Genomic DNA, 18,151 nt, shown 5'->3' on the forward strand with positions numbered 1-18,151 from the left:
ATCCGGCCCTCAGGGTATCGGGTTCCCACATTCATCCGCACATGTGCGGATGAATGTGGGAGGTGTTCGGATAAAGTCGATAATCAAGGCACCTTTGTGGTGGTTTTTCAGTTTGCCAACGATATGTGAACGGCTAAAAAAGTCTGCTATACTCTTTCCCGCTGTCCCCATCGTCTAGCGGCCAAGGACGCCACCCTTTCAAGGTGGATATCGCGGGTTCGAATCCCGCTGGGGGCACCACAGAATCTGAGCAGCCCGTTATCAATTCGGTAGCGGGCTTTTTGCTACCGATATGCCGGGATTCGAACCCGGCAGGGTGCGGATCCCGGCATCATCGCAAGGCCTGTGGTCAAAAAATGGCAAATATGAGTACTGTTACCATTTTAATAACAGCGATTTCATGCCTTCAGAAGGCGATTTAGCCGTCAGGCGTCCTACGGCGGAAAAATTGCAGACGTTTATCGGCTAAGTACTTGGACATATGTTGCGTAACACTACATATTTTGCAAATAAATAATGTTACAGGACTTGTGACAGTACTCATATTTGACGTTTTTTGCCCACGCCCCCTTATTGCGTGGGCGAATCAGTTCCAAAACGGGCTTCAAAGCGTCCTTCGCAAACAAAAACCGGGGCCCGCATGATGCGGACCCCGGCTCAATACCGTGACGATATGTCAGTTACGCTCTACACGTAGAACAGAATGTCGTCGTAGGTCGGGACCGGCCAGTAGTCGGCTGCCACGATCTCCTCCATGGCGTCCACGGCGGCGCGCAGCGCATCCATAGCGGGAACGACCTCGTGCGCGTACACGTTGGCCTGCTCCTGACCATCGAGGCCCTCGGCCTTCTGATGCACGGCGTCGAGCGCCTTGATGGAGTCGTTGATGGTGGTGATGCCGTTGCAGAGCTTGTTGAGCGTGTTCTGCTCACACTGCATGGCGGCCTCGGCGCCAGCGGCACGGATAGTCTCAAGGCCCTTAGCGACCTTGGTGGCATAGGCGGTAATGACCGGGCGATAGGTACGACGTGCCTCGCGAACCATCGTGGTGGCCTCGATGTTCATGAGCTTGTTGTACTTCTCGAGCTTGCAGTCGTAGCGGCACTGGGCCTCGGCCTTGGTCAGGACACCCGTCTCCTCAAAGAGTGCGATGGCCTTATCGGAAACAAAGGCGGGCAGGGCGTCGGCCGTGGTCTTGTTGTTGGCAAGGCCGCGCTTCTCGGCCTCGATGGGCCACTCGTCGGAGTAACCGTCGCCGGAGAACAGGATGCGCTGGTGATCGGTCAGTACCTTCTTGCAGTACTCGAGCGCGGCGTCCTGGAACTTATCCTCGGGCGTACCCTCGAGTGCGTCGGCGAAGGACTTGAGCGACTTGGCCACGGCGGCATCGAGCACCAGGTTGGAGTCGGAGACGTTCTGCTCGGAGCCGCAGGCACGGAACTCGAACTTGTTGCCGGTGAAGGCGAACGGGGAGGTGCGGTTGCGGTCGGTGTTGTCCTGCATCAGCTTGGGCAGGGTATCAGCGCCCAGGTCGAGCACGCCGCGCGTGGCATGGACGGAAGCCTTGCCATCGATGATCTTCTCGACGACCTCGGTAAGCTGGTCGCCCAGGAAGATGGACATAATCGCCGGAGGAGCCTCATTGGCGCCCAGACGATGGTCGTTGCCGGCCGAGGCAACAGAGGCACGCAGGAGCTCCTGATAGTTATCGACAGCCTCGATCACCGCGGTGAGGAAGACGATGAACTGCAGGTTGTCGAGCGGGGTGTCGCCCGGATCGAGCAGATTCTCGGACTCGGTGCCAAGCGACCAGTTGTTGTGCTTGCCCGAACCGTTAATGCCCTCAAAGGGCTTCTCGTGCAGCAGGCAGACCAAGTCGTGGCGGGAGGCGATGAGCTTCATCTTCTCCATCATGACCAGATTCTGGTCGATGGCCTCGTTGACCTCGCCATAGACCGGCGCGAGCTCATGCTGGCAGGGAGCAACCTCGTTGTGCTTGGTCTTGGCGGGAATGCCAAGCGCCCACAGTTCATCGTCCAGGTCCTTCATATAGGCCGAGACGGTGGGGCGGATAGCGCCAAAGTAGTGCTCCTCGAGCTCCTGGCCCTTGCAGGGAGCAGCACCAAAGAGGGTGCGGCCGGTGATGACCAGGTCCTTGCGCTTGCGGTAAGCGTCCTTCTTGATCAGGAAGTACTCCTGCTCGTCACCCACGGAAGGAACGACCTTCTTGGGGGTCTTGCCGAACAGAGCCAAAACGCGCTTAGACTCACGCGAGAGCGCGGTCATGGAACGCAGCAGCGGGGTCTTCTTGTCCAGGGCCTCGCCCGTGTAGGAGCAGAAAGCCGTGGGGATGCACAGGACGTCGTCCTTGATAAAGGCGGGGCTGGTGGGATCCCAGGCGGTGTAGCCACGGGCCTCGAAGGTGGCGCGCAGGCCGCCGTTGGGGAAGCTGGAGGCGTCGGGCTCGCCCTGAATGAGGTTCTTGCCCGTAAACTTGGTGATGGCGGTGCCGTCGTGGTTGGGCTCCAAGAAGCTATCGTGCTTCTCGGAAGTAATGCCCGAAAGCGGCTGGAACCAGTGCGCGTAGTGCGTCGCGCCCTTGGAGATGGCCCAGACCTTCATGGCATGGGCAACGGCGTTGGCCACATCCAGGTCGAGCGGCTCACCGCCCTCGAGGGTTGCAGCAAGGCGCTTCCAAATGTCCTTGGGGAGGTAGTCCTTCATGACTTCCTCAGAGAACACCATGGTCCCGAAGCGGTCAGTAAGATCGGCCATACGGAACTCCCTTCGTATCGGCACCGCGTGAGAAGCGGTGTTGATTACTAACGAACGAGTCATAGCTTAGACTCGCCGTGTTTCCGCGACATTACCGTTATGTTGCTGTCGCGAAACCAATCAATGAGGTTACCCTATCGAGACGGCGTTGCCACCCTCAACAGCCAATCAACTGTATAAATAGCAGACCTCTCCCCATGGTTTAAGGATAGTCAATTTGGGATGGAGCTCTATTAACTGGTATTTTGCATCAGATACCAGTCTTTATAGTCCGTGCCTAGATTAGCCGCTCTGTTATAGGGAATGCCGATAGCAAGGCATCTTTGATTGGTATCCCCGAATAACGAGTGAAACTCCGCCGTGACACAGTGGTGCTGTAGAATCCTTACAACACATCACACTATTTAAGTATCTAAAGGAGCACGATATGCGCGTCGACGAGGTTTTTAAGCAGGCAGCATCCCAGGGCACCGCGCCCGTTTCGTTTGAGATGTTCCCGCCCAAGGGCGAGCTCACCCTCGACACGGCTCGCGAAGTGGCAGGCAATCTGTGCAAGCTTTCGCCGAGCTTTGTCTCGGTCACCTGCTCGGCTGGCGGCTCGGGCAACGGCGCCACCACCGCCCCCATCGCGCATATGATTACGAGCGAATTCGATACACCCTCGGTGGCACACCTTACCTGCGTGGGCCGCTCGCACGCCGATATCGCCGCCAAGATCGACGAGTATCGCACCGCCGGCGTGGAAAACATCCTGGCCCTGCGTGGCGATCTCCCTGCCGGCGCAACCGAGGACGACAAGCCCGCCTCGGACTACGCCTACGCCCGCGACCTCATCCCCGAGCTCGTCGACGCCGGCTTTTGCGTGGGCGCCGCAGCCTACCCCGAGGGCCACATTGCCTGTGAGGATCTCAACCTCTCGGTCGAACACCTCAAGCAAAAACAGGACGCCGGCGCGAGCTTCTTTGTGACACAGCTCTTCTTTGATAACGAGTGCTTCTACCGTTTTCGCGAGCTTGCCGACAAGGCCGGCATCACCGTGCCCATTACCGCGGGCATCATGCCGTTTATGGGCAAGTCGCAGATCAGCCGCATGGTCTTTATGTGCGGCGCGTCGCTGCCCTCCCCCGTCATCAAGATTCTCGCCAAGTACGAGAACGACCCCGAGAGCCTGCAGGCAGCCGGTGTAGATTATGCCGCCCGCCAGCTTTGCGACCTCAAGGAGCACGGCGCCGACGGCCTGCACCTGTACACTATGAACCGTCCTGCGATCGCCGCGACCATTATGGAGCGCCTGGGGTAATGGAAAAACCGCACATCGATACAACCGCTGTCGAAGTGCCGGCCGACCTTGCGTCGCCGGCGCTTTACCGTGTCGATGCTGCGCACCATCCCCGTGTCGACCGTGCCGAGATGCTGCGGTATCTGGGTTACGGCGGCCAGCAGATTGAACCCGAGCTGTCACGACGTATTGAGCTTGTGGTCGAGCGTCTGGAACTTGACATTGAGCCCCGTGGCGTGCGCCGCGTGTTTGCCGTCGATGCCACGGGCGTGGACGAACAAAGTGAGCCTTGCATTCACTTGGTCGGCACCAACGTTGAGCTGCGAGGTCGCGATATCTATCGACATCTCAAAGATGCCCGCTTTGCCGCGCTCATGGCATGCACCCTCGGCATGGACGCCGAGCGTCGCCTGCGCACCACGGGAGCCCAACATCCCCTGGAGGGCGCCGTGCTCGACGCCGCGTGCTCCGCTTACGTGGAAGCCGCCGTTGAGCAAATGGACCAGCAGGTCAAGACGGACGCCGCCGCACACGGACTCGCCGGCAACTGGCGCTTTAGTCCCGGCTACGGCGACTGCCCGCTCTCGGCCCAGCGCTCGATCGTCAATGCGCTCAACGCCACGCGGCTCATCGGCCTGACCGTCACACCCACCAGCCTGCTCATGCCCACCAAAAGCGTGACCGCGGTGATCGGTCTGTTTGACGGCGAGGTCCACGACGCCCAGACCCGCCCCACCTGCAATATCTGCCGCATGCGCGAGAGCTGTCGCTTCCGCGCCGCCCACACCACCTGCTATTCCAGCCATTAGGAGCCCCCGATGTTTACTCCGCTTATCACTCATGATTCTGACGGCGCTGCATTGGCGGCACCCGTTGATGCCGCACGTCGCAACGGTGCCACGTACAAGACGCGCACGATCGACGATCTTCGCATTAAGGACGATCGCCTGCGCGCCGCCATCGAGGGCACGGGGCACCTGCTGTTCGACGGCGGCATGGGCACCATGTTACAGGCGGCCGGCATGAAGGCCGGCGCCCTGCCCGAGCTGCTCAACTTTGAGGAGCCCCAGGTCATTACCGACATTCAGCGTCAATATGTCGAAGCCGGCTGCGGCGTAATCACCGCCAACACCTTTGGCGCCAACGCCCACAAGCTCGACGGCGCCGCCACCGTGGCAGATGTCTTTGCCGCCGCTGTCGCCTGCGCCCGCGCGGCCGGTGCCCACTACGTCGCCGGCGATATCGGTCCCATCGGCGCGCTGCTTCGCCCCTTGGGCACCCTGAGCTTCGACGAGGCCTATGACCTCTTTGCCGAGGAAGTGCGCGCCGGCGTCGATGCGGGCGTGGACCTCTTTATTATCGAAACCATGACCGACCTTGCCGAGATCAAGGCTGCCGTCCTCGCCTGCCGCGAGAACTCCGACCTGCCCATCTTTGCCACCATGACCTTTGAGGAAGACGGCCGCACGTTCCTGGGTACGAGTCCCGAGGTCGCCGCCATCACGCTCGACGCCATCGGCGCCGACGTTTTGGGCATCAACTGCAGTCAGGGACCGGCCGAGCTCCGTGGGCTTGCCGCACGCATGCTCACCGTTACCGACAAGCCCGTTATGGTGCAGGCCAATGCAGGACTCCCCCATGTGGACGACGACGGCAATACCGTCTTTGATATCCAGGCCCCCGAATACGCCAAGGCCGTCTCCGGCATGATCGCCGACGGCGTGAGCGTCGTGGGCGGCTGCTGCGGCACCACGCCGGCGCACATGGCGGCCTTGCGCACGCTTATCGACAACCACACGCCCAGCCCGCGCCGCCGCAAGCCCAGCATGTCGGTCACGAGCGCCCAGACGGTCGTGGACCTTCCCTGTGACGGCCACAAGATCGCCGTCATCGGCGAGCGCATCAATCCCACCGGCAAAAAGCGCCTGCAACAGGCCCTGCGCGACGGTGACCTGGACTACGTCGTGAGTCAGGGCATCAGCCAGCAGGAACAGGGCGCCGACATCCTGGACGTCAACGTGGGCCTGCCCGAGATCGATGAGGTCAAGATCATCCAGCAGGCGACCGAGCAGCTCCAGGGCTCCACGCTGCTACCGCTGCAGATCGACTCCACCGACCCCGCAGCCGTCGAGGCAGCCGTGCGCCGCTACGCCGGCAAGCCCATCATCAACTCGGTCAATGGCAAACAGCAAATCATGGATGAGATCTTCCCGCTGGTCGCCCACTACGGCACCAACGTTGTCGGCCTTACGCTCGACGAAGGCGGCATCCCCGATACCGCCGAGGCCCGCTTCGCCATCGCCGAGCGCATCGTGGCCGAGGCTGCCCGCTACGGCATCGGACCGGACCGCATCCTCATCGACTGCCTGGTCATGACCGCCTCGACCAATCAACGCCAGGCCGAGCAGATCCTGCGCGCCATGTCCCTGTGCAAGGAGCGCCTGGGCGTCAAATGCGCGCTCGGCGTGTCGAACATCAGCTTTGGCCTGCCTGCCCGCCCGCTGCTGGGCTCGGTCTTTTTGGCCGCCGCTTTTGGCGCGGGCCTGGACGCCCCCATCATGAACCCGGGTTCCAAGCGCTTTATGGATACCGTCTACAGCTATCGCGTCCTGAGCGTTGAGGACGAGGGCTCGACCGGATACATCGAGCGCTACGCCGGCTGGACCGATCCGTACAAGATCGCCGCCAACCCGGCAGCGGCTCAGGCCGCATCGAGTGATGCCGCGCCTGCTGCTGGCACCGCCGGCACTGACGGCAACGACGACCCGATTCGTCGCATGGTCGTCTCGGGCCGCAAAGGCGAGATCGCTGCCGAGACCGAGCGTCTGTTGGCAGGCCACGATGCCATGGACCTCATCAACAATCACTTTATCCCCGCCCTCGACGAGGTGGGCGTCCTCTTTGACCAGGGCAAGTTCTTCTTGCCGCAGCTCATGGCCTCGGCCGAGGCCGCGCGCGTGGGCTTCGACACCATCAAGCGCCTGATGCCCGCCGGCGAGATCGCCGACAAGGGCAAGATCTGCGTGGCCACCGTCAAGGGCGACATCCACGATATTGGCAAGAACATCGTCAAGATGCTGCTCGATAACTACGGCTACACCGTCTTTGACCTAGGCCGCGACGTCGACCCGCAGGAGGTACTCAAGACCGTCAAGGAGCGCGATATCAAACTCGTCGGCCTCTCGGCGCTTATGACCACCACGGTCGTCGCCATGGAGGAGACCATCAAGCTGCTTCATGCCGAGGTGCCGGGCGTCAAGATCATCGTGGGCGGCGCCGTACTCACCCCCGAATACGCCAAGCAGATCGGCGCGGACTACTACGCCAAGGACGCCGCCGAGAGCGCTCGTATCGCCGAAGAGGTCTTTGGGCAGTAACACAACGGAAACAACCGAGCACCAAAACGTGCCGCACGCGCCACTTGGCACGTGCGGCACGTTAGAATAGATAAGACTATGCTCGTTTTGGCAGATAGGAGCGCAAGGATGGCGATCACGCCCGCAGAAATCGCGGAAACCCGCGGCATGGTTGAGGAGCAGAACCTCGACATCAGGACCATCACCATGGGTGTTTCGCTCATGGGTTGCGGCGACGAGAACCTCGACCGCATGTGCACGAAAATCTACGACCACGTGACGCACACGGCTGAGCATCTGGTCGAGACCGCCGAGAACCTCGAGCGCGAGTACGGTATCCCCATCGTCAACAAGCGCGTTTCCGTCACCCCGGTGGCGCAGATCGCCGCGTGCTGCAAGGATGAGGACCTCACCCCCATCGCGCATGCCCTCGACCGCGCGGCCGAGACGCTCGGCATCGATTACCTGGGCGGCTTCTCCGCACTCGTCCAGAAGGGCATCGGCGACGCCGACCGCCGCGTCATCCAGTCCATCCCCCAGGCGCTCGCCACCACGAGCCGCGTCTGCTCCAGCGTCAACGTCGCCAGCCTGCGCGCCGGTATCAACATGGACGCCGTGCTCATGGCCGCCCAGACCATCATCGATGCCGCTAAACTCACGGCCGACCAGGATTCCGTCGGCGCTTCCAAGTTTGTCTGCTTTGCCAACATGGTCGAGGACTCCCCGTTTATGGCGGGCGCCGTCCACGGCGGTGGCGAGGCCGACGCCGTCATCAACGTAGGCGTCTCGGGCCCCGGCGTTATGGCCGCAGCCCTGGAGACGCTCCCCGACTCCGCCTCGATGATGGAGGTTGCCGAAAAGATTAAGCAGACCGCCTTTAAGATCACCCGCGCCGGCGAGCTCATGAGCCGCGAGGCCGCTCATCGCCTGGGTGTCGAGAAGGGCATTGTCGACCTGTCGCTGGCTCCCACGCCTGCCATTGGCGACTCCGTCGCGCGGATCCTCGAGATCATCGGCGTGGGCACCTGCGGTGGCCCCGGCACGACCTGCGCGCTCGCCATGCTCAACGATGCCGTCAAGAAGGGCGGCGTCATGGCCAGCTCCAGCGTGGGCGGTCTCTCCGGCGCCTTCATCCCCGTGTCCGAGGACGCCGGCATGATCGCCGCCGTCGAGGCCGGCGCACTTTCGCTCGAGAAGCTCGAGGCCATGACCTGCGTGTGCTCCGTTGGCCTGGACATGATCGCCATCCCCGGCGACACCCCGGTCGAGACCATCGCCGGCATCATCGCCGACGAGATGGCCATCGGCGTCATCAACAACAAGACCACGGCCGTCCGCGTGATCCCCGCCATCGGCAAGGGCGTGGGCGACTGCGTCGAGTACGGTGGCCTGTTCGGCCGTGCGCCCATCATGCCGGTGAACCCCAACGCCGGCACCGTGCTTGCCCACCGCGGTGGTCGATTCCCGGCGCCGCTGAACTCGCTGAAGAACTAGCTGAGGGGTTCGGGCGAGGAGCCCCGCCGCCGGGCGGCAGACATATAAGGTCGCCTGCTCGGACAGTCCTGACTCGCACGGAGAGCACATTAAGTGCTCTCCGGCTCGTGCGGAACTCGCGATCGACCTTATATGTCTGCCGCCCGGCGGCGGGGCTCCCGCACAACGGGACCTCAGTTGGGTTCTATCCCGTATGGCAGTCGCTTCGCTCCTGCCCGCCTTGGTTGTGAGGGCGGTTTGGCGTTGGAACGGTTCTTTCTGATATATGCTGGCTGCGGCTCTTCTTTTAGGAGGAGTCGCTTTTTTGTTGCTAGGAGGTTGGCCCGTGGTTGATGGGGATGCTCACTCTGAGCTCCTTTCTGCTGATTGGAATCAGGAATGGATGCAAATGCAGGCAGCTCGACATCGAGCTGATGATTCTTTTGAGTGGGATAAGCGGGCTCGGCATTTTCGGCCGCTTGAGACTGCTCCGTATGCCCGGGACTTTATGAAGCTGTTGGCGTTAAAGCCTGGTGAATCGGCGCTTGATATGGGGTGTGGGGCTGGGTCGATTGCTATTCCGCTTGCTCAGGCTGGGCATCCTGTGATTGCGGCTGATTTCTCCCCTGCCATGTTGGGCACGCTTGATGCTGGCATTGAGTACTATGGACTCGAGGATCGTATTACGCCGCTTGAGCTTGCTTGGGATGATGATTGGGATTTGGTTGGACCGATCGCAAAAGCGGTAGATGTTGCCTTTGCCAGTCGTTCTGTCACCACGACCAACCTAAAAGGTGCACTTGCCAAGCTTGATCGTACGGCTCGTCGGCGTTGTGCTGTCACGATGGTCGCCAACTCCAGCCCGCGCTATGATCTGCACTTGATGAACGCTATCGGCGCCTCGGTTACCTGCAGCAATGGCTTTGTGTATGCCTTTAACATTCTCATTCAGATGGGTGCCCTGCCGCAGGTTACGTACTTTGAATCGCCCCGTCGCGACACCTTCGATAGCCTTGAGGCGGGCGTGGCAGATTTTTCCCGTATGCTCGAGCACGGCAACGAGGATAAAATCGACCGCCTGCGTAACTACATCGTTCAACACATGATTGAGAACCCCCATGCCGGTGAGCCGGGCTCCAAGGGTGTGCCGCAGGGGCGCTATATGCTCGATCATGTCCGCAAGGTTCGTTGGGCGTTTATTGCATGGAAGCCGGTCTCTGCGCCCAGCTCATAGCCTGTTCGCAGCCCGCACCGCCCACTCACTCGGCATCCGCATTCTTTTTGAACTGGGCAAACGCGCTCCACACCACGCCGTTCCTGCGCTATCGTGGGACAGCTCACGTAGATTAAGGCCCCGTCGCGGGGCGCCCCATACATAGAAAGCGAGAACCCATGGCACTGACAGGAGCCCAGGTCAAGCAGCTTCGCAGCATGGCCCATCACCTCAACCCCGCCATCATCATCGGCAAGTCCGACGTCAACGAGGGCACCGTCGAGCAGACGGTCGCCTACCTGGAGAAGCACGAGCTCGTTAAGTGCTCCGTGCTCGATGGCTCCAGCCTTTCCGCCCGCGAAGCCGCCGAGGAGCTCGCCGAGCGTTGCCACGCCGAGGTCGTCCAGGTCATCGGCCGCAAGTTCTCGCTGTATCGCGAGTCCTCGCGCAAGGACATCGAGAAGATCAAGCTCGTCTAAGAGCCAATGATCCGGCGAGCCAACACATAGCAAGCTTACGGGTGCCCAAGTACTTTGGGCGCCCGTTTTTTATCGCTCGACCAGCACGCGATTGAGCCGCCCCTCCACCAAGCGCTCGTATAGACGCCGCGTCTCGGGCTCGGGCACGCCATTGACCTGCTCCCTCAGATGGTGCATATGCCCGCTGTACAGCTCGACGATATCGCGCCGCCGCCCCGCCGCACTGTAGACACGCATGGCGCAGCGCACCATATCCTCACGCGCCGTTTCCTGCCGAAGCCCCGACTCCGCTAGCCAAATCGCCGACTGCAGATCGTTTTCTTCTAGAGCGGCATTGGCCCCCTTGATCATGCAATCGATGTACTTTGACTGCATAATGCGTCGCATACGCAAAAAGTAGGTGGGATTACAGCCATTGGGAACATACAGCGGTCCGGCATAAAGCTGCTCAATCTTAAGGCACAGCTCAACTAAATGGGGCCCGCGCGCACCCGTGCGATTTCCCAAAACCTCGCGGCTTATCTGGTCAAACAGCCGTACATCGGTCTTGACGTAGTCGCCGTTGAGCCCGATGCATTCATTTTGGATGAGCACACACGACTTGCCATCCGGCGTCGGTCCCAAAGCCGACCGCAAGCGCGATATCGTCGAGTACAGGTTGTTGCGAGCGCTATTGAACTCGGCATGGGGCCACAGCTCCATGGCCAGCGTCTCACGATCGACGAGCGCATCCATGCCCAGCGCAAGCCGCTCGGCAAGTGTCGCCGCCTTCTTGCGGCGCCACATTTTGTCCGTGATGGGAAACCCGTCGCGCTCGGCGCGAAACGCGCCAAACATGCGAATCTCGATATGGTCGATGGTATCAACGGCTTCAACCTCGCCAGCCTGGAACAGGCGCTCGCCCTCCCCTTCCAAATCGTCGCGCAACGAGTACCGCGACAGCTCGCGCACGGGAAGCTTCTTGCGTATCCTGCCCGCCGGCTCGCCCAGACAATGCATGGCAAGGCGCGCAAAGAGCCGATACGATGGCTCTAGAATCCCCGCGCGATTCATGGACATCCAGGCCGCAAGGTCGCTGTCTCGGCCCGCACAGGCCAGATGCAGCGCCACCATCCAGGCCTCCGCTCCACCAACCTGCGTCTGGCTTATATCGAGTAGCTCCGCTTCCTCGCGCACCGAAACCATCGAGGTGTTACGCAGATATGCCGCGCGCTCCAGCAGCAATGCGTTATCGCGCATGTACGCAATCGACTCCTCGGCAAGTTTGAGCACTTGGACCGCACGGAACTTTGCATTAACCGGCCGTCCCTCTGTCAGCGACTGCCAGCCTTCTAGCAACAGGCCAAACAGCTGAATCTGGTTGTCGCGCATGCGCACGGCAAAACGATCGAGCTCGTTGAACGCCGCGTCGTCGGTTACCGGCAAGCCGGAAAGGAGCCGCCGTGCCGCCAACACCATGCGCACCCAGATAGCCATCGCCTTAAGCCCACGTACGTCGAGCGCCTCCCGCACCACCGTCATCTCGTCGTCGCGCTCGTCGGTTCCCGCAAACGACCCGTCAAAGAGCTCCACCAGCATGCTATCGGCCCGTATAACAATCCCCGCGATATCGAGCTCACAGTCGTAGGCCTTGCTCGTTTTGAGCTGCTGTAGAACGCCGCCGTCATCTCCCCGCTCGGTCAGACAGCGCTTGACCTCGATATGCGCAGACAACATATCGAGTGCGGTATGGGATGTCTCGATTTCTGGCACGGCCAGGTTCGTAGGAAGCCCAAGTCCGTTGTCCCCATAGCAAACAGCCGTTAGTGTCTGGGCCACCCTCCATGAAACAGGGTCTATTTCGCAGGCCGCCCGTTCGCCCCCGCGCTCGATGACCGATGCCATATAGCGGGCGAGCTTTGTGTTGGACACGCTGACCGCCGCCAGATATACGCCAAGCGCCTCGGCAGGCGTTGGCTCTGGAGCCGGATCGTCGGCATCGATCGTGCCCAGCGCTGCTCGGCAGATATCGGCCCCGTGCCCCGTCAGGGCCAGATCGACCCCATACTGCCCAGCAAGTTCAAGGACCGCTTCACGGTCCAAAAAGGCATCCGCCAGGCCCATCGCCGCATCGCATCGGCCCGCCTTAAGCAAAATCCGGGCCGCCCTCGGAACAAGTTCGGGGCGAACCTCGGCCACCAACTTACGCAAACGCAGGCGTCCGTTATCCTCCGTGCCCAGACACGTAAAACTCCGCTCGGCGGGATCCAAGCCAAAGATCGGGTAGTCGCGTACAAAGTAGGACTGGTCGACCATCGACAGCCTCACCCCGCAAGCCTCGAGTTCTGCGATATTGCCCTCGCCCATCAAAACCATGAGACATGCCACGCAAAACAGCGCATTATTGTCGAGCGAAGCCAGATCGGCAAGTGCCGCGCCATATACGTTGACAATCTCGTTTTCGAGCAGACCGGCTACGTCGCCTTGGCCATACAGACCCGTCTGCAATGCCGAAACGAGCTCGGGCACGCCCTGCGTGAGCTGATAAAAGTCGAGCGATGTGCTGATCGAAAACGCCGATGCCCACGCCGAATACTCATAGGCATGCACCTTGAGCATCTGCGCATTGATCTTAACCGAATCGCCCAGCCCATGAATCAGCTGACGATTTGAAGGACGGCAGGAGATAAAGACCCCTACCCCCATAGCGCGCAGGCCGCGAATCCTGTCGATGAGGTCTTCGGTATCGTGCTGATCGAGGTTTGGCACATTATCAATCGCGATAAGGGAGTGCGGTTTGTCTTTGAGTTCTTCGGCAACCACCTCGAGCTGCATAAACACCTCGCGCCCAATGGCGCGATCGGCCTCGATAATCCGCACGGGGCCTCGCGTCGGGTCGCATTTAACCTCATGGGTGTACTGAAGCAGCACCGAGGTCTTCCCAAACCCGTCGGGCGCATAAAGAACCACGATGCCGGCCTTTCGGCCCTTGGCGATAAGCTCATTCATCAAGCGTTCGCGTCGCACCATATAGCCTCCGCCCAGCGGCATCAGCTCGAGGTCGTCTATACCGCTCAAATCGTTTACCATGCCCGCTCCTCAACTCGACCGTATGGACACTGTAGCCGCAAGACCATACAAGCCGCGCTATGAATAGAGCGACCTTGTGTTTTAGGTTGTCTTTTGGTACGCAAGCGGCAAGTTTTTGTACAGCGAAGGCCGATTGTTATTAATCCCCCGACTAATCGGTCTTTAAGCAGGTAAATGAGCTTGTCAGCTTGTCCCATCTAAGCGGCAGTGTAACGCAGATGAACAAGGTTCAGCCATGTCATTCAACTCGCCTAGCACCCGCTACCGTCTACGACCTTCTAGTGGCTTTTTTGCATAGAATCTGGTATAGAATGAATCAAGCTGTTGGGCATCCGGCATTCGTCAAGCTTGCGGCAAGTTTTTGGTCAAGTGGGCAAAAAGGGATAACAAAAAGGCCCCCGCAAAGCGGAGGCCTTAATCAAGGCTATGTCGAGGTGCAGGATTCGCGCTACTCGCAGAGCGAAAGGGCGGCCTCGTCGGCAACGACAACGCAGTTGGTGTGCAGCTGCAGGATCGAAGCCGGGCACTCGGGCGTAACCGGACCATAGCACATGTCATGCACAGCCTGAGCCTTGGCCTCACCGTTGGCGACGACCAGGATCATGCGGGCATACATAATGGTCTGAGTGCCCATGGTGTAGGCCTGACGGGGAACATCGTCGATGCTGTCGAACAGGCGGCTGTTGGCCTGAATGGTGCTCTCGGTGAGGTCGACGCAGTGCGTGCCCTTGGAGAAGTGGTCATCGGGCTCGTTGAAGCCGATGTGGCCGTTGTTGCCAATACCGAGCAGCTGCAGATCCGGGTAACCGGCCTCGGCGACGATCTTGTCGTACTCAGAGCAGGCAGCGGCGGCGTCGGGGTTGGAACCGTCGGGCACATGCGTGTTGTTCAGGTCGATGTTGATGTGATCGAAGAAGTTCTCACGCATGAAGTAGTGATAGCTCTGGGGATCGTCGTGCGAAAGGCCGCGATACTCGTCCAGGTTGTAGGTGCTGACCTCGGCAAAGTCGACGTCGCCCTTCTCGTACCAAGCAGCGAGCTGCTTGTAGGCACCGATCGGGGTGGAGCCGGTGGCAAGGCCCAGCACACAGTCGGGCTTGAGGATAACCTGCGCCGAGATGATATTGGCGGCCTTGCGGCTCATATCCTCGTAGTCTTTAGCTTTAATGATCTTCATTACGCGTCCTTTCTCGTACAAGAGAGGCAAGGCTCCCTTACAAGCACTTGCCCGCGGCCCGCGTCGGCCGCAACCAACGTGTGCGGCCACCAGGGCGAGGTCGCGTAATGTATGTGTCTCGTGTCTAACCGCGTCGAGGCCCCTGCCCGTCCACGGTGACCCAAAGCCTTTTAGCTTCGGACAAATCCCATCTTGCCACGGAGGGCGTCCTCTTTCAAGGGCGCCCTCCGTAAACGTGTTTGAATTGTAGGCTAATGGCCACGTGCACTTGCTAGCGCTCGCGAGCAACGATGAGCTGGTCCATCTCTTCGACATGCACGCCAACGGAGCCCTTGATGCTCGAGAACTCAACGGAGTTGCACACCAAGATGGGAACCGTCACATCGTAGCCCTCGGCAGCAATTGCCTCGCGATCGAACTCAATGAGTACATCGCCCTTATGGACGATGTCACCCACTTGCGCATGTACGGTAAAGTGCTTGCCCTCGAGCTGAACGGTATCCAAACCAACGTGAATGAGCACGTCCAAGCCATCGACCGTGTTAAGCGCAACGGCGTGTCCCGTGGGAAAAATAGCCTCGACCTTGGCATCAGCCGGCGCGATCACGCGCGTTCCGGTGGGCTGAATCGCCACGCCCTGGCCCAAAAGGCCGGTAGCAAACGTCTGATCGTTTACCTCGGAGAGCGGAATAACGTCACCCGAGATGGGAGCATCCAACGTAAGGACTCGACCACGCATACCAAAAGACCTTAGGACTTTAGTGAACATGCTCCCCCTCGGACATACCGATCAACCAAAATAACCTTAACAGTTTACCACTTGGCACCCGTTTTTGACCATTAGGGAAGTTCGCGCTTGACAACCTCAACGATGTCGTCGACAACGCGCTGGGTCAGCTCGTGCGTCTCGGCCTCGGCCATCACGCGGACCAGCGGCTCGGTACCGCTCGGGCGCACCAGAATGCGGCCGCGGCCGTCAAGCTCCTTCTCGGCAGCAGCAACGGCGTCCCAGATGGGCTGGCAATCGTCCAGACCAGCCTTGTTGTCGGAATGCACGTTGACGAGTACCTGCGGGTACTTCTTCATGATGCCGGCAAGATCGGTGAGGGTACGACCGGTGCGCTTGAGCACGGCCAGCAGTTGCAGAGCCGTCACCAGGCCGTCACCGGTGGTGTTGTGCTCCAGGAAGATGATGTGGCCGGACTGTTCGCCGCCGATGACGGCGCCGTCCGCGAGCATGCGCTCCAGAACGTAGCGGTCGCCCACGGCGGTCTGGACCATCTCGAAGCCCTGCTCCTTCATAGCGATGGAGAAGCCCAGATTGCACATGACGGTCGAGACGATCTCGGAGTTGGCGAGCTTGCCGCGAGCGGCGAGGTCGGAACCGCAGATAGCCAGGATGTAGTCACCGTCGATCTCGTTGCCCTCGCTGTCCACGAACAGTACGCGGTCGGCGTCGCCGTCGTGGGCCAGACCAATGTCAGCATGGGTGCGCTGCACGAGCTCGCGCAGGGGCTCGAGGTGCGTAGAGCCGCACTCGACATTGATGTCGGTGCCGCAATAATCGGTGTTGATGGCATGGACCGTGGCACCCAGGCGCTGCAGCGCAGCGGGCGTAGTCTGGCAGGAAGCACCGTGACCGCAGTCGACGGCAACGACCAGGCCATCGAGCCTCAGGCCATCGAGCGTATCGATGGCGTGGTCGACGTATGCCTTGCGAGCGTCCTTCATCTTGATGATGTGGCCCACGCCGGCACCGGTCGGCAGCGTGTCGGCAGCCATGGCTTCCTCGGACATGACCCAGGCGCTGATCTCTTCCTCGACAGCATCAGGAAGCTTCATGCCCTTGCGGCTAAAGAACTTGATGCCGTTGAACTCCGGCGGATTATGCGAAGCGGAGATGACGATGCCGCCATCGAGCTCGTTCTGAACGGTGAGCAGCGCCACGGCAGGCGTGGGGATGACGCCGCAGCAGTGCGGACGGCCGCCCTCGGCCATAATGCCGGCGGTCAGAGCGCTCTCGAGCATGGTGCCCGAAAGGCGCGTGTCGCGGCCGATGCAGATGTCCGGACCAAGGAACTTGGTCGCCGCGCGGCCCAGGCGAAACGCGAGGTCGCACGAAAGATCGGCGTTGGCGACGCCACGGACGCCGTCGGTACCGAAGATGTTCTGGGGCATAGGATTGCTCCTTCCCTAGCAGGCGATATGCAACCGCCCACCCTAGTCGAAAAAGAAAAGCGGGACCCGCCGAGGAATCGGCAGGCCCCGCTTGTACATTGTATCTCGAAAGGAGATAAAACCTTAGCGCTTGGAGAACTGGGGAGCGCGGCGGGCCTTCTTGAGGCCGTACTTCTTGCGCTCGACCACGCGAGCATCGCGCGTAAGGAAACCGGCCTTCTTGAGGTCAGCACGGTAGTCGCCAGCGTTCAGAAGAGCGCGAGCGATGCCCAGGCGCAGAGCGCCGGACTGACCGGAGATGCCGCCGCCATCGCACAGAGCGATAACGTCGAACTGACCGGCGGTGTCGGTCACCTTGAAGGGAGCAAGGGCGTTCTCAACGAGCTGATGACGGCCGAAATACTGCTCGGCGTCACGCTTGTTGATGGTCACCTTGCCGGTGCCGGGGACGAGACGGACGCGGGCGACGGCGTTCTTACGACGGCCGGTACCCTGGTAGACAACGGTGTTCTCAGCCATCTTTAAGCCTCCAGCTCAATCTTCGTGGGGTTCTGGGCAGCATGCGGATGCTCGGCACCAGCGTAGACCTTAAGCTTGGTCATCTGGGCACGGCCGAGGGTGGTCTTGGGCAGCATGCCGCGAACGGCGCGCTCGATGACCTTCTCCGGGTGCTTCTCCATAGCCTGGCGGAAGCTCTCAGCCTTGAGGCCGCCGTTGTAGCCGCTGTGGCGATAATAGGTCTTCGTGTCGGCCTTGTTACCGGTAAGCTGGACCTTATCGGCGTTGATGACGACAACGAAGTCGCCGCAGTCGCTGTTGGGCGTGAACTGGGGCTTGTTCTTACCGCGCAGGATCATTGCGATCTGGGTGGCAAGACGGCCCAGGACAGCACCATCGGCGTCGACGAGAACCCAGTTGCGCTGGACCTCGCCCTGCTTGGCGTAGTGAGTCGATTTCGAAATCACTTAGACTCCTCCATGTACAGTACGTGTTGTTACAGAGATTCACGGGGCTCTGCAAGTAACCCGTCCATATTACCCCGCTCGCCGTACAAGTCAACAGGTATTTTGGCTCAGACCAGAGTTTCTGCACATGTCATCCACGAGCCGTGATTTTCCAGCTCTTTAGCTGTTGCCATTTTTTGAGGGTTCG

13 protein-coding genes and 1 tRNA gene are annotated in these 18,151 nt (G+C 60.5%); 7 read left to right on the forward strand and 7 right to left on the reverse strand.

Translation table 11 applies throughout. From position 1 onward, the window contains the following. Positions 1-163: 163 nt before the first annotated feature. Positions 164-240, forward strand: a tRNA-Glu gene (locus FGQ67_RS01170). Positions 241-687: 447 nt separating this feature from the next. Here FGQ67_RS01170 and FGQ67_RS01175 read toward each other — a convergent pair. Next, positions 688-2,775: a glutamine synthetase III family protein gene (locus FGQ67_RS01175; RefSeq protein WP_138339667.1), complete on the reverse strand. Its 2,088-nt coding sequence runs from the start codon at positions 2,773-2,775 to the stop codon at positions 688-690. Positions 2,776-3,202: 427 nt separating this feature from the next. Between FGQ67_RS01175 and FGQ67_RS01180 the strand changes: the two genes are divergently transcribed. The 6 genes from FGQ67_RS01180 to FGQ67_RS01205 all read left to right on the forward strand — a co-directional run bounded on the left by FGQ67_RS01180 (position 3,203) and on the right by FGQ67_RS01205 (position 10,575). Further along, positions 3,203-4,075, forward strand: a complete 873-nt coding sequence (locus FGQ67_RS01180; protein WP_138339668.1) for a methylenetetrahydrofolate reductase — start codon at positions 3,203-3,205, stop codon at positions 4,073-4,075. Next, positions 4,075-4,863, forward strand: a complete 789-nt coding sequence (locus FGQ67_RS01185) for a vitamin B12 dependent-methionine synthase activation domain-containing protein (RefSeq protein WP_138339669.1) — start codon at positions 4,075-4,077, stop codon at positions 4,861-4,863. The genes FGQ67_RS01180 and FGQ67_RS01185 overlap by 1 nt, the downstream gene beginning before the upstream one ends. Before the next feature lie 9 nt (positions 4,864-4,872). Further along, positions 4,873-7,431: a homocysteine S-methyltransferase family protein gene (locus FGQ67_RS01190; protein ID WP_171025122.1), complete on the forward strand. Its 2,559-nt coding sequence runs from the start codon at positions 4,873-4,875 to the stop codon at positions 7,429-7,431. Between the two features lie 108 nt (positions 7,432-7,539). Continuing rightward, positions 7,540-8,904, forward strand: a complete 1,365-nt coding sequence (locus FGQ67_RS01195) for a PFL family protein (RefSeq protein WP_035136908.1) — start codon at positions 7,540-7,542, stop codon at positions 8,902-8,904. Between the two features lie 325 nt (positions 8,905-9,229). After that, on the forward strand, positions 9,230-10,117 hold the full coding sequence (locus FGQ67_RS01200; RefSeq protein ID WP_249934345.1) for a class I SAM-dependent methyltransferase: 888 nt from the start codon (positions 9,230-9,232) through the stop codon (positions 10,115-10,117). 158 nt (positions 10,118-10,275) lie between these two features. Then, on the forward strand, positions 10,276-10,575 hold the full coding sequence (locus FGQ67_RS01205; protein ID WP_006234690.1) for a YhbY family RNA-binding protein: 300 nt from the start codon (positions 10,276-10,278) through the stop codon (positions 10,573-10,575). A 69-nt stretch (positions 10,576-10,644) separates the two neighbouring features. Here FGQ67_RS01205 and FGQ67_RS01210 read toward each other — a convergent pair whose 3' ends face one another. From FGQ67_RS01210 to rplM, 6 genes are all read right to left on the reverse strand, one after another. After that, positions 10,645-13,644, reverse strand: coding sequence for an AfsR/SARP family transcriptional regulator (locus FGQ67_RS01210; protein WP_138339670.1), 3,000 nt, complete (start codon positions 13,642-13,644; stop codon positions 10,645-10,647). A gap of 448 nt (positions 13,645-14,092) precedes the next feature. Further along, the gene (gene nagB, locus FGQ67_RS01215; RefSeq protein ID WP_022094631.1) at positions 14,093-14,821 is read right to left on the reverse strand and encodes a glucosamine-6-phosphate deaminase; all 729 of its coding nucleotides are present in this window, start codon (positions 14,819-14,821) and stop codon (positions 14,093-14,095) included. Between the two features lie 271 nt (positions 14,822-15,092). Next, complete coding sequence (locus tag FGQ67_RS01220) at positions 15,093-15,560, reverse strand: PTS sugar transporter subunit IIA (protein ID WP_306421699.1); 468 nt, start codon at positions 15,558-15,560, stop codon at positions 15,093-15,095. Between the two features lie 101 nt (positions 15,561-15,661). Next, the gene (glmM, locus tag FGQ67_RS01225) at positions 15,662-16,999 is read right to left on the reverse strand and encodes a phosphoglucosamine mutase (protein WP_138339671.1); all 1,338 of its coding nucleotides are present in this window, start codon (positions 16,997-16,999) and stop codon (positions 15,662-15,664) included. Positions 17,000-17,122: 123 nt separating this feature from the next. Further along, positions 17,123-17,518 (reverse strand): 30S ribosomal protein S9, encoded by a 396-nt coding sequence (gene rpsI, locus FGQ67_RS01230; protein ID WP_022094634.1) that lies wholly within the window; start codon positions 17,516-17,518, stop codon positions 17,123-17,125. 2 nt (positions 17,519-17,520) lie between these two features. Continuing rightward, positions 17,521-17,964, reverse strand: coding sequence for a 50S ribosomal protein L13 (gene rplM, locus FGQ67_RS01235; protein ID WP_022094635.1), 444 nt, complete (start codon positions 17,962-17,964; stop codon positions 17,521-17,523). Positions 17,965-18,151 lie beyond the last annotated feature (187 nt).

It is taken from the genome of Collinsella aerofaciens (assembly GCF_005845035.1).
GTDB classification, from domain to species: domain Bacteria; phylum Actinomycetota; class Coriobacteriia; order Coriobacteriales; family Coriobacteriaceae; genus Collinsella; species Collinsella aerofaciens_I.